Source organism: Brachyspira suanatina, assembly GCF_001049755.1.
Lineage (GTDB): Bacteria > Spirochaetota > Brachyspiria > Brachyspirales > Brachyspiraceae > Brachyspira > Brachyspira suanatina.
On sequence record NZ_CVLB01000001.1, the window covers coordinates 217,672 to 239,689 of the forward strand.

Consider the following 22,018-nt stretch of genomic DNA (forward strand, 5'->3'; position numbering starts at 1 on the left):
ACTGTGGAAAGCAAAGCAAAAAAATATAAAAGAGTACTTGAGGGAATTGTAGTTTCTGATAAAATGGATAAAACTATAGTTGTTAAAGTAGAAAGCAAGCAGAAACACCCGCTTTATGGTAAAACTATTAGTAAAAATAAAAGATATAAAGCTCATGATGAAAAAAATGAATGTCATGAAGGCGATTTAGTAAGAGTGATAGAGTGCAGACCTCTTAGTAAAGATAAAAAATTCAGATTAACAAAAATAATCAAGAAAGCAGAGCGTATAGAAAAAGATTCTATAGACAGCGATGTAGAGAATGTTTTAAAACGTGAAAAACATGCTCCAGAAGCAGCAGTTTCTTCACAGGTTGAAGGAGAGTAAGAACTATGATACAAGTACCAAGCACTCTTAATGTAGCTGATAATACAGGCGTTAAAAAGTTAAAATGTATTAAGGTATTAGGCGGAAGCAGACGCAGATATGCTACTTTAGGTGATGTAATTATCTGTTCTGTAACAGATATAATACCTACTTGCTCTATAGAAAAAGGTAAAGTAGTAAAAGCTGTAATAGTAAGAGTAAAAAAAGAAGTTAGACGCCCTGACGGTTCATATATTCGTTTCGACGAGAATGCTGCTGTTATAGTAGATGATAAGAAAGAGCCACGCGGTAAACGTATATTCGGACCTGTAGCTCGTGAACTTAGAGACAGAGGCTTTATGAAGATAGTATCACTTGCACCAGAGGTAATATAATTATGATAAAGAAACAAGATTTAAGTAAGACAAAATACAAAGTAAAAAAAGGCGATACTGTTGAGGTAATAGCTGGAGAGCAAAGCGGAGAACGCGGAGAGGTATTGTCTGTAGATAGAACAAGAGGCAGAGTTTTAGTAAAAAACATCAATATGGTTAAAAAAACTATGCCTAAAAGCCAAGAGAATCAAAAAGGCGGAATAGTTGAGAAAGAAGCTTCAATACATATATCCAATGTAATGGTAGTAAACAAAGCAGGAAAAGCTACTAGAGTTGGAAGAAAAGAAGTAGACGGTAAACTAAAAAGATATGCCAAAAAATCAGGCGAAGTTCTTGATAAGTAAGTAGGAGAAAATAAATTATGTCAGTATTGAAAGATAGGTATGAAAACGAGATTAAACAGTCTCTTCTAAAAGATATGAATTTAAGCTCTACTATGGCTATCCCTAAAATAGAAAAAATCATAATCAATATGGGAGTAACTCAGGCTGTAACAGACAAAAAATATGTTGATTCTGCTGTAGAAGAACTAAGCCAAATAGCAGGACAGAGAGCTGTTGTAACAAGAGCTAAAAAGTCTATAGCTAACTTCAAATTAAGACAAGGTATGCCTATAGGCTGCAGAGTAACTTTAAGAGGCGAAAGAATGTATGACTTCTTAGAGAGATTAATATTCATAGCATTACCAAGAGTAAGAGACTTCCAAGGTATTCCTAGAAGAGGTTTCGATGGTAATGGTAATTACAACTTAGGAATAAAAGAACATACTATATTCCCAGAAATAAGTTTTGATAAAACAGATGCCGTAAAAGGCTTAAATATAACAATAGTAACTACTGCAGATAATGACGATATGGCACGCACTTTATTAGAAAGAGTTGGTTTGCCATTCCGTGCAGCACCTAAAAGTCAGGAGAATAAATAATGGCTAGATTGGCACTTAAAGTTAAAGCTACAAAAAAACAAAAATATAAAACAAGACAATATAATCGTTGCCCAATATGCGGCAGACCTCGTGCTTATATAAGACAGTACAAGATGTGCAGAATATGTTTTAGAGATTTAGCAAATAAAGGTTTGATACCGGGCGTAACTAAGTCTAGTTGGTAATTTAAGGAGAATATGAATGAGTGTACATGATCCAATAGCAGATGCTTTAACTATAATAAGAAATGGTTGTAGAGCAAAAAAAGAGTCTGTTACTATACCTTTTTCTACAAAAATGGAAAATATACTTGCAATTTTAAAGAAAGAAGGTTATATTAATGACTTCAAAAAAGTAGAAGTAAAAGATAAAAATTTCTTCCGCATAGAAATAGATTTGAAATATTATGAGGGAAGTTCAGTAATAGAAGGAATTCAAAGAGTATCAACTCCAGGTTTAAGAGTTTATACATCAGTAGATACTATACCTCAAGTAAAAAACGGTTTCGGTATATCTGTAATATCTACAAGTAAAGGTGTAATGACAGATAAAGAGGCTAGAAAAGAAAAAGTTGGCGGCGAAGTTTTATGCTACGTTTGGTAATAAATTATTAAGAGGGTATTAATAATGAGTAGATTAGCAAATAAACCTATAGCGATACCTCAAGGCGTTGAAGTTAAGATAGACGGACATAAAGTAATCGTAAAAGGTAAAAGAGGGGAGTTGACAAGAGAGTTTTTTGATTATATAATATTTGAACTCGAAAATAATTCTCTTTGGGTTAAACCTCCTAAGATTGAAAGTACTGACGAGAAAGCTATTAAAGAAAATAAAGCTAAGTACTCTGCACAATTAGGTTTAGTGTGGAAGCTTATTTCTAATATGATAGAAGGCGTTACTAACGGATATAAAAAAGTTCTTCAATTAGAAGGTACAGGTTATCGTTCTAATGTTCAAGGAGATACTATAACATTGCAATTAGGTTTTTCTAGTGATGTTAAAATGAAAATACCAGAAGGTATTAAAGTAACAGTAGAAAAAGATACTAAAATCATTATTGAAGGCAATGATAAAGAACAAGTAGGCGAGCTTGCTATGAATATCAAAAAGAAAAGACCTGTTGAGCCTTATAAAGGTAAAGGTGTTAGATTTGACGGCGAGCATGTAAAATATAAAGAAAGTAAAAAAGCTGCTAAGTAAGGGGTTTTTTATGAGTTTAAGAGAAAAGATTAAAGCTCAACGCGAAAGAAGAAAAAGAAGTATACGTATAAAAATAGAAGGAAGCTCAGAGCGTCCAAGACTTACAGTTCATAAAAGTCTTAAATATGTATCTGCTCAAATAATAGATGATAGTAAAGGTATCACTTTAGCATCAGCATCTTCTCAAGAAAAAGATTTAAAAAGCGGTAAGAATGTGGATATAGCTAAAGAAATAGGTAAAGTTTTAGCTACTAGAGCAAAAGAGAAAAATATAAGTGAAGTTGTATTTGATAGAAACGGATATATATATCATGGAAAAATAAAATCCCTAGCTGACGGTGCTCGTGAAGCAGGATTGAAATTTTAAGGAGTATTACCTTGGCACACGATATAAATAACAACGAAGAAAAAAGTATGTATGAAGAGCGTCTAATAACTTTAAACAGAGTAGCTAAAGTTATGAAAGGCGGAAGACGTTTTAGATTTGCCGCTTTAATGGTTTTAGGCGATAAAAATGGTCATGTTGGTTTAGGTTACGGTAAAGCAAACGAAGTACCAGATGCTATAAGAAAAGCTATAGAGCAAGCTAAGAAAAACATGATAGAAGTTAACTTAAAAGGTGAAACTATACCTCATAATACAGTTGGTGTATTTAGAAGCAGCAGAATAGTTATGAAACCAGCTTCTAAAGGTACAGGAGTTATTTCTGGAGGTCCTGCTCGTGCAGTATTGGAATTAGCAGGAGTTAAAAACATTCTTTCTAAATCTTTAGGAAATAACAACTCTATGAACCTAGCTAAAGCTACTTTTGAAGGTTTAAAATCTTTGAAAACAGTAGAGTATATGGCTAATAAAAGAGGTGTAAGTATAGATCAAATTTATGGGAGGGTAGAATAATGGCTAAAGTTGTAATAACATTAGTAAAATCTCCTATAGGCTATGAGAAATCTCAAAGAGCTACAGTTGTAGCTTTGGGTTTCAAAAAGGGCAAAAGAGTTGTAGAAAAAGAAGCAACTCCTCAAATAAATGGAATGATAAATAAAATATCACATCTTCTTAAAGTAGAGTATAAGTGAGGTTCTTAAAAATGGCACAAGAAAATAAAAAAATATTAAGAGCTCCTAAGGGATCTAGTAAAAAACGTCATAGAGTAGGACGTGGACAAGGTTCTGGTTGGGGCTGTACAGCAGGCAGAGGTGATAAAGGTGCTCAGTCTCGTGCCGGTTACAGCAGAAGAGCTGGTTTTGAAGGCGGACAAATGCCTTTACATAGAAGAATTCCAAAAAGCGGATTCACTAATGCAGCTTTCAAAAAATGTGTAAATATTATTAATGTTGGTGATTTAGATTCTATAGGCGGTAATGAAATCACAAGAGAAACTTTACTTCAAATGGGTTTCTTATCATCTAAGAGAGATTATATTAAACTTCTTTCTATGGGTGAAGTAAAAAATGCTGTTACTATAACAGTTGATATGGCTAGTAAAAAAGCTATAGAAAAAATAGAGAAATCTGGCGGTAAAGTTGTAATACATGAACGCAAAAAATATATTAGAAAAAAAGAAGATAAAAAGTCTTAAGGTAGATTATAATGTTTAAATCGTTTGCTAATATATTTAGAGTACAAGAATTAAGAAGCAGAATCTTATTTACTGTTATTGCTATATTAGTTTATAGAATAGGAAGCCATATTCCAACACCTGGTATAGATCCTACAGCTCTTTTAGGTTTTTTGTCCTCATCTCAAGGTGGAGGAGGACTTTTAACTATAATGGATTTATTTTCAGGTGGTGCTTTATTTAGATTTTCTATATTAGCGCTTGGTATTATGCCTTATATTTCTGCTTCAATTATAATGCAGCTTCTTGGTGTAGTTATTCCTGCTTTGGAAAGAATGCAAAAAGAAGGTGAGAGCGGTCGTAAAAAAATAAATCAGTATGTTAGATATCTAACTCTTGTTCTTTGTATAGTACAATCTGCAGCTATGGCTAGCTGGATTCAGAGTATAAATGAAGGTGCTATGATATTTATGAATCCTGGTATAGGTTTCATACTTCTAGTGGTTGTAACAGCTACTGCTGGTACCATGTTCTTGATGTGGCTAGGTGACCAGATTACAGAACGCGGCCTTGGTAACGGTATATCTGTTATAATCTTTGCTGGAATTGTTGCTCGTATTCCTGCTGGGGTTTATGATGTTATACAAAAGAGAGAAAGTGAATATTTGAATTCTTTAGTAATAGTTCTTTTCTTTATAATTTTCGCAATAGTAATATTCTGTGTAGTTTATGAAGAAAGCGGACAAAGAAGAATTCCTGTTCAGTATGCTAAAAGAGTTGTAGGCAGAAAAGTATTCGGAGCTCAATCAACTCATATACCTTTCAAAATCAACCCATCCGGTGTAATTCCTATAATATTTGCTTCAGCTTTAATGGCAATTCCTGCTCAAATAGCTAGCTTAACTAGAGGAGTTCAATGGAGATGGCTTGATGCATTGCTTAGATTCTTCTCTTATGGAAGTTGGGCATACATAATTCTTTATTGTTTATTAGTTATAATGTTTGCCTATGTTTATACATCAGTACAGTTCAATCCTGATGATATAGCTGAGAATCTTAAAAAGTCCGGCGGTTTTATACCAGGTTACAGACCAGGTACTCAAACTGCAGAATATTTAAAGACAGTATTAAGCAGAATAACTATAGGCGGTTCAATATTCTTAGCAGCAATAGCAGTATTTCCAGATTTAATGTCTAAGATTCCTATATTTGCTCCTTTCAGAGGTACAAATAATTCGCTTGTTTATTTGATGGGTGGAACATCAGTAATGATTAGTGTAAGTGTTGCTGTTGAGTTATTAAAACAAATAGAGTCTTATTTGCAAATGCATAACTATGACGGTATATTAAAGAAATCTAAGGTGAGAAGGTAATAATATGGCTGAAAGAGAAACTATAGAAGTAGAGGGTACTGTAGTAGAGCCTCTTCCAAATGCTACTTTTAGAGTAGAGTTAGAGAATGGTCATAAGATATTGGCTCATATATCAGGCAAAATGCGTATGAATTTTATCCGCATACTTCCTGGAGATAAAGTAACTATAGAAATGTCTCCCTATGATTTAACAAAGGGTAGAATAATTTATCGTTATAAGTAATAAATTAAATGGAGATTAGTTACAATGAAAGTAAAAAGTTCTATAAAAAAACGTTGTAATGACTGCCAAATAGTGAAGAGAAAAGGCGTCGTTAGAGTTATATGTAAGAAAAACCCAAGACATAAACAAAAACAGAAGTAATTAATTTAAGGAGATAATTAATATGGCACGCTTAATGGGTGTTGAAATAAGAAATAATAAAAGAATAGAAATAGCCCTTACTGATATATATGGTATAGGACGTACTCTTGCTCATGTTATTTGTGATAAAGCTAATATAGATTATTCTATTAAAGCTAAAGATTTAACAGATGCACAAATTACTGCTTTAAGAGATGCTATAGAAGCCACTACTAAAGTAGAAGGTGATTTACGTACAGAGCTTTATAATAATATAAAACGTTTGAAAGACATTCACTCATACCGCGGAATGCGTCATATTAAGAGGCTTCCTGTACATGGTCAACGCACTCGTACAAACTCTCGTAATGCTAGAGGTGGCGGTGCTAGAAAAGCTATTGCTGGTAAGAAAAAAGCACCAGGTAAAAAATAATTAATGGGGGATAATAGTGGCTACTCAAAAAGGTAAAAAAACTCTAAAAGATAAAAAAATTAAAAAAGATAGAAAAGTTGAAGCTTTTGGTATAGTACATATAAAGGCTAGCTTTAATAATACAATAGTTACTATAACTGATAGAAATGGTGACACTTTATCATGGGCTAGTGCAGGTTTAGATGGAGATTACAAAAGTAGTAAAAAATCTACACCTTTTGCAGCACAAGTTGCTAGTGAAAAAGCATCTAAAAAAGCTTATGAAATGGGTGTGAGAGAAGTAGAAGTTTACGTTAAAGGTCCTGGAATGGGAAGAGAAAGCTCAATAAGAGCAGTTGAAGCTTCAGGTCTTAAAGTTAAACTTATTAAGGACGTTACTCCAATGCCTCATAATGGCTGCCGTCCTAGAAAAAGAAGAAGAATATAATAGTTAATTAAGAATTGTATTGATAATAGGAGATAAATAATTATGGCAAGATATAGAGATGCTAGTTGCAGATTATGTCGCCGCGAAAAAATGAAACTTATGTTGAAAGGCGATAGATGTCTTACTGCTAAATGTGCTATAACAAAAAAGAGAGATGTACCTGGTCCTGCTAACCGTAAAATGAAACAGTTATCAGAATATGGTATTCAGATGAGAGAAAAACAGAAAGTTAAACGTATTTACGGCGTTTTAGAAAAACAATTTAGAAATTATTATCATGAGGCTATTCGTGTAGCTGGTGTATCCGGTGAAAACTTACTTAGATTATTAGAGCTTCGTTTGGATAATGTTGTTTACAGGCTTGGACTTGCTAAAAGCAGAAATCAAGCTAGACAATTTGTAGCTCATGGTTTTATATCTGTTAATGGTAAAAGAATGACAATTCCTTCTTATTGTGTTAAAGTAGGTGATAAAGTTTCTTTCACTGAAAGAGGTAACGCAGTAGCTGAAGTAAAAACTATAGTGGAAGGTTTAAAAAGTGAGTATGTTCCTGCTTGGTTAAGTTTAGATCTTTCTAATAAGACAGGTGAAATCGTAACTTTACCTATAAGAGAGCATATAGAGTATCCTATTAATGAACAGCTCATCATTGAGTATTATTCTAAGTAATGGAACTCTTTTATAAGGGGTATTTTAAGAATGGCATTAAAAGAAATATTAGAATCTATTAGACATCCTCATAGAGTTACTTTTGAAAAGAAGGATTTAACTCCTACTTATGGTAAATTTATAGCTCAGCCTTTTGAGAGAGGATATGCGGTAACAGTTGGTAATGCTTTAAGAAGAGTACTATTATCTTCTATACCTGGTTATGCTATCACTACTATAAAAATTGATGGTGTTAGCAATGAATTTGAAAATGTTCCTGGAATGAAAGAGGACACAATCGTTATGATTATGCACCTTAAAAATGTAGTAGTTTCTCTTCCTCCTCATATGGATACTAAAACTATTCATATGAAAAAAGAAGGTCCATGTGTTATCACTGCTGGAGATTTAGTGGCTGATGATACTGAAGCTCAAGTGCATAATCCTGACTATTATATAGCTACAATCGCTGAGGGATATACTTTTGAGATGGATATTCAAATTGAAGGCGGATACAGCTATGTACCTGCTGAAATGAATATTGAATTATTAGAAGATATTAATGCTATAGCTATAGATGCTATTTATTCTCCTATTGTAAGTGTAAAATATAATGTTGATCCTATCAGAGTGGGTCAGCGTATAGATTATGGTAAACTTACTCTTGAGATAGAAACTAAGGGTAATATAGCTCCTGATAAGGCTTTATCCCAAGCTGCTAAAATTTTAAGAGATAATTTAAAGCATTTTATGGATCCTGAAGAGGCTAATGGAGATGATGAAAAAATAGAAGAAACTCCTAAAGATTCTGTGCTTGATTCTCTTAAAGGTAAACATATTGAAGAGGTAGAATTCTCTGTTAGAACTGCTAATTTCTTAATGGCTTCTGATCTTAAAACTTTAGATAAAGTTGCAGTAAAAACTGATGCTGATTTATTAAGATTAATCGGTGCTAATGAAATGATCATCGAAGAAATTAAGGAAAAGCTAGCTGAGTATAATGCTCATCTTGGTATGAGAGGATAAGAGAATAATATAAAAGTTAATAAACTTTCAAGGATAGTAAAATGAGACATAGAGTTACAGTAAAAAAATTTAATAGAACAAGTGCACATAAAAAAGCTATGCTTTCTAATATGCTTACTTCTCTTTTCAAATATGAAAAAATAGAGACTACTAAAGAAAAAGGTAGAGCTATTAAGCAATTAGCTGATAAAACAATATATAAAGCTAAAGTTGATAATGTTCATAATAGAAGAACTATAGCAAAGTATATTAAAGATAAAGATGTACTTGCTAAACTTTTTAAAGATATAGCTCCTAGATATGCTGGTAAAAACGGCGGTTATGTAAGAAAAATTTTATCATACAAGAGATTCGGTGATGCTGCTGACATGTGTGTTGTTATGCTTTGCGAATCTGACAGCAGTTCTGCTAAAACTGAAAATAAATAAATTAAAAATAAATTAAATCAAGTTTATAAATCTAATATAAGCTAATTAAGATAAATATTATCATGTAGTTATAGCGAGTATTCGCTATAACTTGTTATGATTATTATTTATCGGAGGAATTATTATGCCTTTTCCAACTAAAAAACGTGTGAAAGTATCTAATGAAAATGAGGAAATTGAAGTATCACCTGCACAGCCAAAAAAAGTTGTTAGAAAAAAGGTTGTAAAGCAGGTTATTGCAGAAGCTAATGAAGAAAATACAAATAATTCAGAAATTGTACAGGAAAAAGATGAATTTGATAAAGAAATAGAAAATAATGATGAAGTAAAAGAAATAAAAAGACCTCATGATATACTTTATATTAGTAAATTAAGTGTTTTAACTTTTGAGGAATTATTAGAATTTGCTGAGTCTTATGGTATAAAGAAAGACACTAGTAATAATATAAGACGTCAGGAACTTATGCATGCTATATTAAAGGCACAGATTGCTCTAGAGGGAAAAATAGTTGCTGAAGGCACTTTAGAAACTTTACAAGATGGTTTTGGTTTTTTACGTTCTAAAAATAGCAATTATTTGGTTGGACCTGATGATATATATATTTCTCCTGCTCAAATAAGACTTTTTGGACTGAGAACTGGTGATTTAATTACAGGAGAAGTGAGACCTCCTAAAGATAATGCAGGAGAGAAATTTTTTGCTTTACTTAGAATAGAAACTGTTAATGGTGAGGAACCTAATAATCTATATAAAAGACCTCATTTTGATAAATTAACTCCTATTTTCCCTAATGAACGTATAGATTTGGAGTTCGCTCCTAATAAAATCTCTACTCGTATCATCAATCTTGTTTCACCTATAGGTAAAGGTCAAAGAGGATTAATCGTTGCACCTCCTAAAGCTGGTAAAACTATGATGCTTCAGGAAATTGCTAATGCTATATGTAAAAATTATCCTGATATTAAACTTTTCATTCTTCTTATAGATGAACGTCCTGAAGAAGTTACCGATATGAAAAGACAAGTACCTGAAGCTGAAGTTATAGCTTCTACTTTTGATGAAACTCCTGATAAACATTGTCAGGTTTCTGAAATGGTATTAGAAAAAGCTAAGAGATTAGTTGAAAATAAACATGATGTTGTTATTATATTAGACTCTATTACTAGACTTTCAAGAGCCTACAACTTAGTAGTTCCTGCAAGCGGTAAGGTATTAACAGGCGGTGTTGATTCCAATGCTTTGCATAAACCAAAAAGATTCTTTGGTGCTGCTCGTAATATAGAAGAGGGTGGATCTCTTACTATTATTGCTTCTGCTTTAGTTGATACAGGAAGTAAGATGGATGATTATATTTATGAGGAGTTCAAAGGCACTGGTAATATGGAGCTTCATTTAGATAGAAAACTTGCTAATAGAAGACTTTTCCCTGCTATTGATATTGATTCTTCTTCTACTAGAAGAGAGGATTTACTTCTTACTGAAGAAGAAAAAAATAAAATGTGGGCATTGAGAAAATATATGCAGTCTCAAGGTATAGATGAAGATCAATTAATAGAAACTGTTGTTGATAAAATGAATTCTACTAAAGATAATGCAGAATTTTTAAAATTATTAAATTCATAAATTATTTTTTAGGATTTTATCAATATGCCAAAGAACTCTGAAGATGAAGAAAGAAGATTATTTGAATTCTATTTGGAGCATGGATATCTTCCTGATGAGTTTAATAATAAAAAAGAAAATATAAAAAAAGAATTTAATAAAGATAAAGTTCATAAAGAAAATAATATTAATAAAGAAATTCAAATTGATTATAAAGAAGAATTAGCCTACACAAAAGAAGATGAAGAAATGTTTTTAAGTGCAATTGAGAATCTCGATTGCACTAATCATTCTAAAAAATCAATTCATGACAGAAGAGTTAATACTAAATTCAAGCCTAATATAAAAAATGCTATTCCAAAAGATAGATTAGATCTGCATGGACTTACAAGTGAAAGAGCTTTAATAGAAATTAAACATTTTATTTATGAATGCAAAAAAAATAAAATAAGCCCAATACTAATAATACATGGTAAAGGTTTCGGAAGTGAGAATAGAATACCTGTTTTAAAAAATCTAGTTGAATATTATTTAGCTACAGAAGGAAAAAATTATATAAAATTTTCTTCTGATGCTCCTATAAATCTTGGAGGAAGTGGTGCTAAAATAATTTATTTGGATATATAATATTTTATTTGTTGACTTATTTTAAATCCCCCCTATATGTTTTTTGTTTAATTTAGAATATTTAATTAATTTTCTTTTTCTAGTTTATTTTGAAATTATAACTGCCCACCCAAAGTTTAATTATATTTTTATCTTATCACCGAACGCAGAACAAAGTTATGAATATAGATGTATTAATAATAGCAAATTAATAATGTATAAAGTTTAATCAACCGTGCGTTAAATATATTTTTAAATTTAAAAACAAATTGTGTGGGTTTTCATTTTCTAAATAAATTAAAAATACAAATTGATTTTTATATTAAGAGTAAAATCATTAAAGAATAAAGAGCGGGGGAATGTGAGTGAATTTTAAAACTTTAATATTTATTATATACCACAAGAGAGAATTGTTTTTTGATAGGAAGTATTAATTTTGAATGAGTTTTATGATTTTCATCGTATATTTGTAAATGATTATGCGGTTCTAAAGTTTGATTAAATAATCTTAAATCGCATAATGCAAGTCCGAATCCTGCACTTTCTGTATTATCTAATTGCTCCATAAAAAATTTTTCTACTAAATTATTTTTATAATATTCTTTAAAAGTTAATCTCTTAGAGTCTATTCTTGTTCTGCTTATCATTGTAAGAGGAGCATCATTTATTATTTCAAATTCTATATTATTTTTATTAAATCTCACTACTAATGTTATGGTAAGTTTGCTATTGCATAATAATAATTTTGAGTATTTATTTTCATCAATTTCAATATTATTGTCAATATCTTTTATAAGTTTATTTTCTAATTTTATAAATTCTTTTAATTGTTTTATAGTTTCTTCATCTTTTAATATATTAGAATATTCACTCATTATATCATAATCATTGAAATATTCTTCATTTTTTATTTTTTCTATAAAATCTGGAAATTTTTCTATTAAAGTATTAATTGTAATAGTATGAAGATATCTAGCTTTTATAGCATTTGAGATAAGCTCCATTATAATATAATGTGCATCATTTGTATATTTACTTATATTATACTTTTTTAATATTTCTTCTAAAATGAAATTTATCCTTTGTTTAGAAGAATTATCAAGCCAAGTAATATTAAATTTAATAGGTTCTTTTTTATGGTTTTTAATATATTTTTTTATTTCTTCTATATCAGTTTTGGAATCTATCATGAATTTATAATCTCTTTTGCTATACGTTCTAGCACATTTTTTTCACCCAAAGTTTCTCTTACTCTAAGCAAATTATTACTAACTTTTTTGTAGTATTCTTTATCAGTTAAATATTTTATAATATGACTTGTAATAGCATTTGGATTGCAGTCATTTTGTAAAAGCTCGGGTGCAGCTTCTTCATTAAGTAAAACATTAGGCATACCAACATATTTTATATTTGTAAGCAGTTTACCAAGAAAAAAAGTTATGTATGATATTTTATAACATATAACCATAGGTTTTCCATAGCATGCTGCTAAAAGGCTAGCAGTACCGCTTGACATTATTAATGCATCAGAATAAGAATAAACATAATCTTTATCATCACCGCATAATAAAGAATATGAAACATTTTCTAATAAATTTTTATAATTATCTAGAATTTTTTCTATAGGTTCTTTATATTCAGGATATGCTATAGGTATTACAAATCTTATATTTGAAGAAAGCATATCATTGAGCATCTTCATAGATTTTATAAATACAGGAGCTAATTTTTTTATTTCTTGATTTCTGCTTCCAAACAAAACTCCAACAGTATATTCTTTTTTAGGCATATTTAATTCAGGAACATTTTTATTATAGTCCAAATCGGCAAATGGATGTCCGCTATAAATAACATCACATCCAAATTTTTTATATACTTCATAATCAAATAGAAAAGGAGTAATTATTTTTTTTGCAGAAAGGAGTCTTTTAGCATTCCAAGCCCCCCATATACCAACATGCGGGGGAAAATAATACATATATGGTATATTATTAGCTTTACAATATTTTGCTAATAGTAAGTTTACACCTTGATTATCTACAAGAAGCATAATATCAACTTTATTGTTTTTTAAATATTCTTTTAATCTGTTAAAAGCACCAAGATTTTTGAATGCTACTTTAGGATTAGCTCCTTCAAATATGCCTATAGTTGATAAAGTAGACATATCTGACAATATATTTACATTAGCTTTTTGCATTTCAACACCGCCAAATCCATCTAATATGATGTTAGGATCTAACTCTTTTATTTTTCTTGCTAATAAGGCACCTTGAATGTCGCCTGAAACTTCTCCTGTGGCTATAAATATTCTCATAATTTATTTTATTTATTAAACAGTTTTTCTAGGAGTTATTCCTCTTCTAGCTTTGGATATAAACTCTACAATATCTCTAGCTATTGGATTTAAAGAAGTATCGTTTAAATATGTATCTAAAAATTCTTGTTTTGTTTTATTCCAATTGAACCACATATCATAAGCCTTTTCAGCTTGGGAAATTTGCTCTGAAGTAAATCCAGCTCTTCTCATACCTACTAAATTAAGCTTATATATAATTGCTTCACCTGCATGAGCAGTTAATGCAAATGGAAGTATATCCCTTCCTACGGCAGACATACCGCTTATCATAGCATACTGACCTATAGCACAGAACTGATGTACTACACAATTTCCAGATATGAATGCCCCTTTTTCAACTCTTACATGTCCTGCTACTAAAGCACCGTTACATATTATAACATTATCATTTATTTCACAGTCATGAGCGACATGCCCAGTAGCCATTATATAGCAGTTATTTTTTATGATAGTTTTAGCATTTTCTTTAGATGCTCTATGAAGATTGGCAAATTCTCTAATTTCATTTCCATCACCTATTTCAAGGAAACTCACTGTTTTTCTATCAAAATGTATATCTTGAGGAAGATTTCCTATAACAGCATGATCATGTATTATATTATTTTTACCTATTGTTGTATATTCTTTTATTACAGAATGTGCTCCGATAGTTGTATTTTCTCCTATACTAACTTCACCTTCTATAATAGCATAAGGTCCAATTTCTGCATTATCTGCTATTTTGGCAGAATCAGAAATTATAGCAGTTGGATGTATATTATTTGACATTTACTTTCCTTATTTTATTTAAGCTAATTATTTATCTATTTTCATAGCTTCTTTATCAACTAAAAATAAACCTAAATCACCAGAGCAAGCTAATTTATCATTAACTTTTACTTCCCCATGAGTTTTAAGTAGATTATTACTGAATGCTTCAACAGTAACAAACATATCCATAACATCTCCAGGTATTACAGGATTTTTAAACTTAACATTATCTATTTTAGCAAAGAACATGAATTTTTTATCATATTCATCAGGCTTTAAAATTTTTGTATAGCAATAAATACCAGAAGTCTGAGCTAATGCTTCAATCATTAAAACACCAGGCATAATAGGACTTTCTGGAAAATGTCCTGTAAATTGAGGTTCATTAAAAGTTACATTTTTTATTGCATGTATTTTTCCTTCTTCAACGCTTTCTACTCTATCAACTAGTAAGAAAGGGTATCTATGAGGTAATAATTCCATTATTTTATTTATATTAATTTTTTCCATTTTCTAATTAATCCTTAAATTAAGTATTAAAAGTATATTATATAGAATTTTATTATATCATATAATAGTAAAGTTACAAGCATAAAAATAAGTTTAAAATCTTAATGGATATAGTTTTATGTATTTAAAATAAAAAATGATTCTAAATTATAAGAATACCTTATAAAAGATCATTTTAATGTACTTTTAATCTAGCTTTCCTATATCACAATAAAAAATCTTTTCATTACTACTGGCTATAAAAATATTATAACTTTAGTTATAATATTTTTGTCATTTATATCTTTATCTCTCAATTTTTCAGTATAAAAGTATTTAATATCGTTCATATTTTCGTATATTTTTCATACAATAGTCTTTTATATTCATTATCATTTATTAAATCATTTTTATTTATATCAAATAATTCTATAAAAGATTTAATATATTATATTGAATCTTTTTATTCCGTACTTTTGTATTATTTAGTAGCAAGTGAATCAGCTTATTTTTATCTAAAACAGGATATGAACCTAGACTTTCTTATGAATTTTAATTTATAAAACATTTTATTATGCTTCCTAACATGTGTTAATTCATGTTCAATTGCAAATGGAAAACATTTCTGATCTTCAAATGTATCGTATACAAATATTGTTTTATAATATAATAAATCTGTTCCGCATACAGGCATGGATCTAAAAATACATGGTATAAATTATTTAGTTCCATATCAATTTTTGATGAAAAATAATTTGATGGATTAGAAGCATCTTTAAAAGTAGCTTTTATTATATTGTCTTTTGTTTATTCTTTATTAGAAGTTATTAAATCATTTTGAGATAATAAATTTTTTATTTTTCTATTTCTAAATCTAAATAATTCATTTTTATATTTTTTTATTAATTAATATTTACTCTTATTATATTTTATCAAAATTTATATATGTTTAGTAAATAAATATAAATCTAATCCTATTTATACATAGTATTATAAAATTCAACATTAACTATATGGGTAACATCAATACTTTATTTTAAATAAAATATAATCTCGTTTTCCTACATTACCAATAAAAAAATCTCGCCAAAATGTGCTGACAACTAAAGTTATCAGCACCTCAATTTTTTATAGTAGAATTGCACATACTGAGTAGGGTATCGAGAAAGCTTTTTTAAGACTTTATAAACTCTTCACATTAATATGTATTTTACATCTTAATGTCAAAGAACTTGTTCTCAGTATAATACATTTTTTTGTTTTGCAAATTATATTGTATGTTTATATTAAATAAAAATTCTTCTAAAATTGTATATTTATAATGTATATTATTGATTTTATAATTTTTATTTATATACTAAAATTATTATATGTAAATTGTGGAGATAATATGTCAGTTCATAAAATTCCATATATTAAAGATATTTATTATTTTATAAGAGATGGTAAAAGTAGTTATAAAGTAAAAAATTATTAACTATACTAACAACATTTATATATAGAAAATAGTGCATTTAATAAAGATTCTAATAATGAAAAAAAGTTGGAAGAAAAAATTAGTAAGTCAATATATAGAACACAATTTGAAACTGTATTTAAATTAAAATATTCAAAATTGGAATGTGCAAGATTAAAATGTGCTAAATTAAATTCCAAAGATTGCTAGTATGTGATAAAAGAGAAAAAGATAAAGAAGATAAAAAAAGATAATTTTTATAGAGAGGATAAAGAGAATTTACAAAAAGTTATAGATACTTCATATCAACAAGCTATTTGTTTTATTATGGATTTTAGAAATATTCTTATACATAAAAATGTAAGAAATGATCACTTTGATCATTGTCAATTTAAAGAATTTAATGGAGAATTGTTTAATTTCCTTAAATTATGTTTGGATAATGAAATAAATTTAAATGCTCGATATATAGAAAAGATTAAAAATGAGAATCCAGAACTATCTTTACAAAAATATAAAGACAAAGATTTATATATAAAAGAAGCATTAAATGTAGACTTTTCTGAAATGGAAACTTCATTCAAAAATGTGCCTTTTGTATATGCTTTAATGATTATCTCCATGTTTACAGAAAAAAAGAATATCAAAGAAATATTGGATTTAATAAAATTGAGAGCTTATATTAAGGAATTGATTTTATCCTTTTCATTAAGAGTAGGATATAAAACTCTTGTACCGAGCGTAGAATTTGATGATGATAAACTTTATTTAAATCAAATAAAATTAAAAGAGAAATTTAATAGTGAAGTATTCAATGAATTTGGAAGAATAAAGAAAACTATAAAAGATTTTGCAGATGAATCTAATACCGACAATAAAACTAATGATTTGGAAGATATTATAAGAAATGATAAAGCAAATAAATTGATAGAAATAAAAAAAGATAAAATAGATAAAAATGAAAAGATCAATGAAAAAATAAAAGAAAAGGAAAAAATAGAAAATTCTAAAGAAGAAATAGAAAGATCTTTAATCAATGTATTTAGAAATGAAGATATATTTATGAAAGAGGCTTTAAATTTTACTACTGAATATGGTAAATTAGGAAATTTAAAAAGCTCTTTTTTTGAAGATACTTGGTCTATAGTTGGAAATGCTGCTATATGGGCAGTACCTATCTATAAAATAGTTTATAATGATATTGAGAAGAAAAATATAGATATGATAAAATACAGTATTAATAAATATAATCTTACAGCTTTACTTACATATATAATGATCTCTGATGATGTAATATTTTATAATTTACAGCAGACAGCATCATTTTCTTATATAAAAAAAGAATGTAAAAATGATAATAAAAAATACAAAGTAATATTATTAGAATATATTTTAAAGGAAAAAGTAAGTAAATATAGTGTATATCAAAAAACTAAATTTTGTGTAAGAGTTATAAGAAGGAAAATAGTTAAAAATCAGCATATACATCAAAGAGACAGCATTGTTTTTCATGAAAAGTTAATGATGATTATATCAAAACTCTATAAGGTTAATAATAATATTTCTTATGGGGCAATTAAAAAAGTGTTTGATTTTGTTCATATAAATATTCCTAAACATATGGAAGATATATTAAAAATAAAAACTCTTGATGGTATTACAGATGAGCGCATAAAACTTACTGTGAAATTTGCAGAGAATAAGAAAAATATAGAAAAGAAGCCTAAAGATGAAACTAATGTTTTATATAAAAGTTGGAGTAAATATGCTTTTTCTCCTAATTATTCTATGAACAAAGATAAAAATGACTATTATAAAGACACAGATGATAGAATTTATAAGGCTTTGAGATGGGATAATATAAAAGAAAATTTGTTTTCAAAAGAATTTGATGATTATAAAACTGGAAAATATGATTTATTATCTATATTATTAAAATATTTCAAAACTAAAAATTATACTATCCCTGTAATTGTTAGTTTTTATGAGGAATATAAATATAAAAATAAAATAAAAAAATTTAGAGATAATGAAATAAGAAATATATTCTCTCAGGAGATGGTTCTTGCATTAATTTCTCAGAAATATTCTAATTTGATTGTACATAAAAATAAAAAACTAGGAAAAAATGTACCTATTATTTTTCAGTATAATAAAAATGGTAAAGGTATTTTTGATTTAGTTTGTATATTAAAAACACATATTAGAATTAATATTAGAGATTACTATAAAAAAGATGTTAGAAATGCATTGGAATGGCTTCTTGATCCGCAAATAATAAATAAATCATCAATGAAAAAAGAGGATTTGTATCTTTCCATATCTAATTCTATAGAGGCATTTAATATTATAGTTCAAGATAATGTTTTGAAAAAATTTATTAATCCTACAATTAGTGAATTAAAAGAAGGAGAAGAATTAGATAGAGTAAAAGTTAAAGAGTTGGTTTGTATATTGATGTGGGCTGCTAAAGAGTTTTTATATTTTGTATGTGCTATATGGTTGCATTTAATTTATAAATGTCATAAAGCCGATGGGATTAAATATATAATAACAAAAAATGGATATGTAGAGTTCGAAGATTTAGTCGATTTTAATAATAATAAAATGACTCCAAATATAGGAGAACTATAAAAGATGTCAGGAATATGATTTATCATATGAGAGAAAGACTATGCGTATAAAACTGCAATTGATTATAAGAGAAATGTATTGAAAGTTTTAGGACTAAAAGATATTTATAAATCTTATAATGATATAAGTTAAAGGAGTAATAATGCTAAAGAATAATACAAATATCATAACTTTTAAAGATGTTTTTAATGGATTAGGTAATAATTATAAAGAAAACTTAATTGAATTAATTAATAGTATCAATAATGATTATATAAAAAGTAAAATTTCTATCAAAGAAGAAAAGGAAGAAAATATTTTTAACTATAATATAGCTAATCTTAATAATAATGAGATTACTTATATAAAAAATTATATAAATCTATGTTTAAATAATTGTAATGATATAAAAGATGCATCTTTTGTGAGGCAGTATATAGATAAAGTTTTTAAATTTAAGATAAAAAATAATAATGAAGATTTTCCATTTTTATATTTGCTTTTATTGTTGAAATTATATTCTGATGATTATAAAAGTTTATATATATTTATGAACAATATTGGGATATATTATGATATTATCAAATTGATATTTTTTGATATAGAAGTATATGATATTTATATAGATGAAAGTGGTAATATAGATTATGATAAGGAAGAAAAAAAACTTTTTGTTGTAGGAGGGTATTATACTAAAAATATTAGATATGATGATTGGGAAAAGGAAACTAAAGCAGAATTAAAAAGACTTTCAGAAAAATATTCAATTGATGATAATATTATATATCATAGAACAAAAATAGAAGATTTTAATGTTAGAAAATCAATAACAAAAGAAATTTTTAATTTTATAAAAGAAAATAAAGGAAAATTTGTATGTATATATGAAAATAAGCCAAATGGTATTGAGTTTACAAAGCAGTATTATTTAGATTTAGTTTCAAAATTAATAGTTAATACATTAAAGAAAATTTTATCAGATGAAGAGCTAGATTTTGATTCTAAGAAAATACTTCTCATTATACATATTGCTAAGAGAGGAGATAAAGATAACAATGCTTTAGACATATATAATTTTGGAGGTGTTAAGAAGTTTTTGAATTATATTGTTGATAATAAAATAGAGATTGATAAAATAGTTGAAGAATGGGAATCTCATAATGAAGAATACTTTCAAGAAGTTACTAATGTACCTAAATCCGATATAAAATCAAAAGTTTATGAAAGTATAGAAGAATGGAAAATAAAATATTCAGTTACAGATAAAAATATAAATTATGAATTATCCAATCCTTCTGATGCACTAAAAGACAGCACATTAGTTTTTGCTGATTATTTTTGCAATACTTTTTATAACCGCAGCGGTTCAGATTCTAAAGAAATATTTAAAGATTTTGATATATATTTGCAAATTAAGTATAGTTTTTTAGATAAAGATACTATTGATTTTTATTTTTATAAATATGACTATTATACAATATTAAACAGATATATTTTTTATAAGAAGTTAATAAATCAAGAAAATATAACTAAAAGGACAAAAGATTTTGCTGAAAATGGCAGTAAAGAAATATTGCAGTTTTTTAAGAAAGATAATTTAAAGAGAAGAGTAAATTATTTAGTTCATGCTGTAAAAAGTATATTAGATAATTTAGAAATAGAGTCTAATAATGAGTTTAAATATGATAATATATTGGGAAGCTGTGATATATTAATAGATTTGCTCGAAAAAATAAAACAAGATAATTCAAATGATTTTGTATTAAGAAAAATTTATTCTATGATATTTATGATTAATACTGCTAAACTTTCTGTTTATAATCATAGTGATAATACAGAAAAATCTTTGGAAATGGTTAAAACAAATATAGATTATATAAATAATATAGATAATGATAATTTCTTTTTTAGAGAAAAGATACTTTTTGATAATATCAGTACAGTCGCTCAATGGGATTTTTATGAATGTGATTATATTATAAAATATATAAAAAAAGTTTTGGAAGACATTAAGTGTTATGAAAAATTATATATAGATGATATAGCAAGATTATACGGTACGCTTGGACAGACATATATTATTCATTATTATGTTACAGAAAATACTAAAGATTTAGATAAAGCTAAAGAGTGTTTTTTTGAATCTAAAAAGTTATTTAAAGATGATAAAGGAAATACAAGCAGAACATATAGTAATTTAATGCTTTATGCTATAACATCAGGTATGGAAGATGAATTTTTAGATTATCTTTATAAATATATTACAGAAAAAGAAGAAAGTTTTGATAATATTGATTTGTTAATTGAAAAATTAGTTTCTTATATAGATAATAATAATCAGCCTGATAAAAGCGATAAATATTTAATAATAAGGCTATTAAGATATTGCAAAAATTTTGATACAGAATATAGTAAAAAAATAGCTAATATACTTATAGAAAAAAGCAGTAATTTCTATGATGATAAAAAAAGAAAAGAATCTTCAGAGGATGTTGATATAGAAAAAGATTATTGTTTTGTTTACTATAAAATAAAGAAAGAAAAAATTTCTTTGTCAAATAGTTATATATTTGTAGAAAATTTACAAGGATATTTCCAGTATATGAGAAAATTATCTTTATATTTAACAGAGATTTTAACAGGAGATGAAAGCTATTTTGATAAAGCTGTAGATATATTAGAAGAAATGGTTAATATGCAAGATACTAATTATAAAAAAGCATTTGGAAAGTTTTTTGAAGAAAGTGCTAAACCTAATTTAGATAAATATAAATGGGCTTATAATTTAAGTAAAAAATTATATATGTGATATTTTTTATAGAAAATAATTTGACTTATTAAAAAAACTTTATATAATAGAGATATATCATTTCTCTGGTATTTAGTCCCAGAGTTTATTTATTATTTTTTTGACTTTGTTTTTAGGCTTTTTGCTTATAAACAGTATTTTGGAATTAAATGTAATTATATTTAATTCTGTTTATTTTTTAATTTTTATATAAAAGTAATAATTTAAACTTTAATGGGCTAAGTATATCTAG

At 27.4% G+C, this 22,018-nt stretch carries 27 protein-coding genes; 23 read left to right on the plus strand and 4 right to left on the minus strand.

What is annotated here, in order from left to right; genetic code table 11:
- The first annotated feature begins 3 nt into the window (after positions 1-3).
- From rpsQ to BRSU_RS01080, 21 genes are all read left to right on the plus strand, one after another.
- Positions 4-366, plus strand: coding sequence for a 30S ribosomal protein S17 (gene rpsQ / locus BRSU_RS14715; protein ID WP_014488942.1), 363 nt, complete (start codon positions 4-6; stop codon positions 364-366).
- Positions 367-371: 5 nt separating this feature from the next.
- Complete coding sequence (gene rplN, locus BRSU_RS00985; RefSeq protein ID WP_008723391.1) at positions 372-740, plus strand: 50S ribosomal protein L14; 369 nt, start codon at positions 372-374, stop codon at positions 738-740.
- Between the two features lie 2 nt (positions 741-742).
- Positions 743-1,084 carry a 50S ribosomal protein L24 gene (rplX, locus tag BRSU_RS00990; RefSeq protein ID WP_008723393.1) on the plus strand — a complete coding sequence of 114 codons (342 nt, stop codon included), beginning with the start codon at positions 743-745 and terminating at the stop codon, positions 1,082-1,084.
- Between the two features lie 17 nt (positions 1,085-1,101).
- The gene (gene rplE, locus BRSU_RS00995) at positions 1,102-1,665 is read left to right on the plus strand and encodes a 50S ribosomal protein L5 (RefSeq protein ID WP_012671628.1); all 564 of its coding nucleotides are present in this window, start codon (positions 1,102-1,104) and stop codon (positions 1,663-1,665) included.
- Positions 1,665-1,850, plus strand: coding sequence for a type Z 30S ribosomal protein S14 (locus BRSU_RS01000; RefSeq protein ID WP_008723403.1), 186 nt, complete (start codon positions 1,665-1,667; stop codon positions 1,848-1,850). Before rplE ends, BRSU_RS01000 begins: the two co-directional genes overlap by 1 nt.
- 16 nt (positions 1,851-1,866) lie before the next feature.
- Positions 1,867-2,268, plus strand: a complete 402-nt coding sequence (gene rpsH / locus BRSU_RS01005; protein ID WP_014488939.1) for a 30S ribosomal protein S8 — start codon at positions 1,867-1,869, stop codon at positions 2,266-2,268.
- Between the two features lie 24 nt (positions 2,269-2,292).
- Complete coding sequence (gene rplF / locus BRSU_RS01010) at positions 2,293-2,865, plus strand: 50S ribosomal protein L6 (RefSeq protein ID WP_048593375.1); 573 nt, start codon at positions 2,293-2,295, stop codon at positions 2,863-2,865.
- Between the two features lie 10 nt (positions 2,866-2,875).
- Positions 2,876-3,232, plus strand: coding sequence for a 50S ribosomal protein L18 (rplR, locus tag BRSU_RS01015; RefSeq protein WP_048593376.1), 357 nt, complete (start codon positions 2,876-2,878; stop codon positions 3,230-3,232).
- An 11-nt stretch (positions 3,233-3,243) separates the two neighbouring features.
- Positions 3,244-3,762 (plus strand): 30S ribosomal protein S5, encoded by a 519-nt coding sequence (gene rpsE / locus BRSU_RS01020; protein ID WP_157031442.1) that lies wholly within the window; start codon positions 3,244-3,246, stop codon positions 3,760-3,762.
- A complete protein-coding gene (gene rpmD / locus BRSU_RS01025; protein ID WP_012671633.1) occupies positions 3,762-3,941 on the plus strand; it encodes a 50S ribosomal protein L30 in 180 nt (59 codons plus the stop codon). Before rpsE ends, rpmD begins: the two co-directional genes overlap by 1 nt.
- A gap of 11 nt (positions 3,942-3,952) precedes the next feature.
- On the plus strand, positions 3,953-4,444 hold the full coding sequence (gene rplO / locus BRSU_RS01030; RefSeq protein WP_048593377.1) for a 50S ribosomal protein L15: 492 nt from the start codon (positions 3,953-3,955) through the stop codon (positions 4,442-4,444).
- Between the two features lie 11 nt (positions 4,445-4,455).
- A complete protein-coding gene (gene secY / locus BRSU_RS01035; RefSeq protein ID WP_012671635.1) occupies positions 4,456-5,796 on the plus strand; it encodes a preprotein translocase subunit SecY in 1,341 nt (446 codons plus the stop codon).
- Between the two features lie 4 nt (positions 5,797-5,800).
- Positions 5,801-6,019, plus strand: a complete 219-nt coding sequence (gene infA / locus BRSU_RS01040) for a translation initiation factor IF-1 (RefSeq protein WP_012671636.1) — start codon at positions 5,801-5,803, stop codon at positions 6,017-6,019.
- A 24-nt stretch (positions 6,020-6,043) separates the two neighbouring features.
- Positions 6,044-6,160, plus strand: a complete 117-nt coding sequence (rpmJ, locus tag BRSU_RS01045) for a 50S ribosomal protein L36 (protein WP_008723415.1) — start codon at positions 6,044-6,046, stop codon at positions 6,158-6,160.
- Positions 6,161-6,182: 22 nt separating this feature from the next.
- The gene (rpsM, locus tag BRSU_RS01050) at positions 6,183-6,572 is read left to right on the plus strand and encodes a 30S ribosomal protein S13 (protein ID WP_008723417.1); all 390 of its coding nucleotides are present in this window, start codon (positions 6,183-6,185) and stop codon (positions 6,570-6,572) included.
- Positions 6,573-6,588: 16 nt separating this feature from the next.
- Positions 6,589-6,999, plus strand: coding sequence for a 30S ribosomal protein S11 (rpsK, locus tag BRSU_RS01055; RefSeq protein WP_008723418.1), 411 nt, complete (start codon positions 6,589-6,591; stop codon positions 6,997-6,999).
- A 42-nt stretch (positions 7,000-7,041) separates the two neighbouring features.
- Complete coding sequence (gene rpsD, locus BRSU_RS01060) at positions 7,042-7,668, plus strand: 30S ribosomal protein S4 (protein WP_020064463.1); 627 nt, start codon at positions 7,042-7,044, stop codon at positions 7,666-7,668.
- A gap of 30 nt (positions 7,669-7,698) precedes the next feature.
- On the plus strand, positions 7,699-8,673 hold the full coding sequence (locus tag BRSU_RS01065) for a DNA-directed RNA polymerase subunit alpha (protein WP_048593378.1): 975 nt from the start codon (positions 7,699-7,701) through the stop codon (positions 8,671-8,673).
- 41 nt (positions 8,674-8,714) lie between these two features.
- Positions 8,715-9,101 (plus strand): 50S ribosomal protein L17, encoded by a 387-nt coding sequence (gene rplQ, locus BRSU_RS01070; RefSeq protein WP_048593379.1) that lies wholly within the window; start codon positions 8,715-8,717, stop codon positions 9,099-9,101.
- A gap of 124 nt (positions 9,102-9,225) precedes the next feature.
- Positions 9,226-10,725, plus strand: a complete 1,500-nt coding sequence (rho, locus tag BRSU_RS01075) for a transcription termination factor Rho (protein WP_048593380.1) — start codon at positions 9,226-9,228, stop codon at positions 10,723-10,725.
- A 24-nt stretch (positions 10,726-10,749) separates the two neighbouring features.
- Positions 10,750-11,331: a Smr/MutS family protein gene (locus BRSU_RS01080; protein ID WP_048593381.1), complete on the plus strand. Its 582-nt coding sequence runs from the start codon at positions 10,750-10,752 to the stop codon at positions 11,329-11,331.
- Positions 11,332-11,690: 359 nt separating this feature from the next.
- On the opposite strand, the gene BRSU_RS01085 is transcribed toward BRSU_RS01080, so the two are convergent.
- From BRSU_RS01085 to fabZ, 4 genes are read right to left on the minus strand one after another with little or no spacing between them, the layout of a single operon-like run.
- Entirely contained in the window at positions 11,691-12,500 is an 810-nt protein-coding gene (locus tag BRSU_RS01085; protein WP_048593382.1) for a hypothetical protein, read from the minus strand.
- Positions 12,497-13,627 carry a lipid-A-disaccharide synthase gene (gene lpxB, locus BRSU_RS01090; RefSeq protein WP_048593383.1) on the minus strand — a complete coding sequence of 377 codons (1,131 nt, stop codon included), beginning with the start codon at positions 13,625-13,627 and terminating at the stop codon, positions 12,497-12,499. Before lpxB ends, BRSU_RS01085 begins: the two co-directional genes overlap by 4 nt.
- A gap of 15 nt (positions 13,628-13,642) precedes the next feature.
- A complete protein-coding gene (gene lpxA, locus BRSU_RS01095) occupies positions 13,643-14,437 on the minus strand; it encodes an acyl-ACP--UDP-N-acetylglucosamine O-acyltransferase (protein WP_048593384.1) in 795 nt (264 codons plus the stop codon).
- A gap of 27 nt (positions 14,438-14,464) precedes the next feature.
- Positions 14,465-14,929 (minus strand): 3-hydroxyacyl-ACP dehydratase FabZ, encoded by a 465-nt coding sequence (gene fabZ, locus BRSU_RS01100; protein ID WP_048593385.1) that lies wholly within the window; start codon positions 14,927-14,929, stop codon positions 14,465-14,467.
- Positions 14,930-16,577: 1,648 nt separating this feature from the next.
- Here fabZ and BRSU_RS01105 point away from each other — a divergent pair.
- Together BRSU_RS01105 and BRSU_RS01110 are read left to right on the plus strand one after the other, a co-directional pair.
- The gene (locus BRSU_RS01105; protein ID WP_048593386.1) at positions 16,578-18,998 is read left to right on the plus strand and encodes a hypothetical protein; all 2,421 of its coding nucleotides are present in this window, start codon (positions 16,578-16,580) and stop codon (positions 18,996-18,998) included.
- Between the two features lie 142 nt (positions 18,999-19,140).
- Positions 19,141-21,786: a hypothetical protein gene (locus tag BRSU_RS01110; RefSeq protein WP_048593387.1), complete on the plus strand. Its 2,646-nt coding sequence runs from the start codon at positions 19,141-19,143 to the stop codon at positions 21,784-21,786.
- The last annotated feature ends 232 nt before the right edge of the window (positions 21,787-22,018 follow it).

What these genes read in the sequence shown, in the direction of transcription:
- rplN (WP_008723391.1), top strand. Translation starts at nt 372, where the DNA reads ATGATACAAGTACCAAGCACTCTTAATGTAGCTGATAATACAGGCGTT.
- rplX (WP_008723393.1), top strand. Translation starts at nt 743, where the DNA reads ATGATAAAGAAACAAGATTTAAGTAAGACAAAATACAAAGTAAAAAAA.
- rplE (WP_012671628.1), top strand. Translation starts at nt 1,102, where the DNA reads ATGTCAGTATTGAAAGATAGGTATGAAAACGAGATTAAACAGTCTCTT.
- BRSU_RS01000 (WP_008723403.1), top strand. Translation starts at nt 1,665, where the DNA reads ATGGCTAGATTGGCACTTAAAGTTAAAGCTACAAAAAAACAAAAATAT.
- rpsH (WP_014488939.1), top strand. Translation starts at nt 1,867, where the DNA reads ATGAGTGTACATGATCCAATAGCAGATGCTTTAACTATAATAAGAAAT.
- rplF (WP_048593375.1), top strand. Translation starts at nt 2,293, where the DNA reads ATGAGTAGATTAGCAAATAAACCTATAGCGATACCTCAAGGCGTTGAA.
- rplR (WP_048593376.1), top strand. Translation starts at nt 2,876, where the DNA reads ATGAGTTTAAGAGAAAAGATTAAAGCTCAACGCGAAAGAAGAAAAAGA.
- rpmD (WP_012671633.1), top strand. Translation starts at nt 3,762, where the DNA reads ATGGCTAAAGTTGTAATAACATTAGTAAAATCTCCTATAGGCTATGAG.
- rplO (WP_048593377.1), top strand. Translation starts at nt 3,953, where the DNA reads ATGGCACAAGAAAATAAAAAAATATTAAGAGCTCCTAAGGGATCTAGT.
- secY (WP_012671635.1), top strand. Translation starts at nt 4,456, where the DNA reads ATGTTTAAATCGTTTGCTAATATATTTAGAGTACAAGAATTAAGAAGC.
- infA (WP_012671636.1), top strand. Translation starts at nt 5,801, where the DNA reads ATGGCTGAAAGAGAAACTATAGAAGTAGAGGGTACTGTAGTAGAGCCT.
- rpmJ (WP_008723415.1), top strand. Translation starts at nt 6,044, where the DNA reads ATGAAAGTAAAAAGTTCTATAAAAAAACGTTGTAATGACTGCCAAATA.
- rpsM (WP_008723417.1), top strand. Translation starts at nt 6,183, where the DNA reads ATGGCACGCTTAATGGGTGTTGAAATAAGAAATAATAAAAGAATAGAA.
- rpsD (WP_020064463.1), top strand. Translation starts at nt 7,042, where the DNA reads ATGGCAAGATATAGAGATGCTAGTTGCAGATTATGTCGCCGCGAAAAA.
- BRSU_RS01065 (WP_048593378.1), top strand. Translation starts at nt 7,699, where the DNA reads ATGGCATTAAAAGAAATATTAGAATCTATTAGACATCCTCATAGAGTT.
- rplQ (WP_048593379.1), top strand. Translation starts at nt 8,715, where the DNA reads ATGAGACATAGAGTTACAGTAAAAAAATTTAATAGAACAAGTGCACAT.
- rho (WP_048593380.1), top strand. Translation starts at nt 9,226, where the DNA reads ATGCCTTTTCCAACTAAAAAACGTGTGAAAGTATCTAATGAAAATGAG.
- BRSU_RS01080 (WP_048593381.1), top strand. Translation starts at nt 10,750, where the DNA reads ATGCCAAAGAACTCTGAAGATGAAGAAAGAAGATTATTTGAATTCTAT.
- BRSU_RS01085 (WP_048593382.1), bottom strand. Translation starts at nt 12,500, where the DNA reads ATGATAGATTCCAAAACTGATATAGAAGAAATAAAAAAATATATTAAA.
- lpxB (WP_048593383.1), bottom strand. Translation starts at nt 13,627, where the DNA reads ATGAGAATATTTATAGCCACAGGAGAAGTTTCAGGCGACATTCAAGGT.
- lpxA (WP_048593384.1), bottom strand. Translation starts at nt 14,437, where the DNA reads ATGTCAAATAATATACATCCAACTGCTATAATTTCTGATTCTGCCAAA.
- fabZ (WP_048593385.1), bottom strand. Translation starts at nt 14,929, where the DNA reads ATGGAAAAAATTAATATAAATAAAATAATGGAATTATTACCTCATAGA.
- BRSU_RS01110 (WP_048593387.1), top strand. Translation starts at nt 19,141, where the DNA reads ATGCTAAAGAATAATACAAATATCATAACTTTTAAAGATGTTTTTAAT.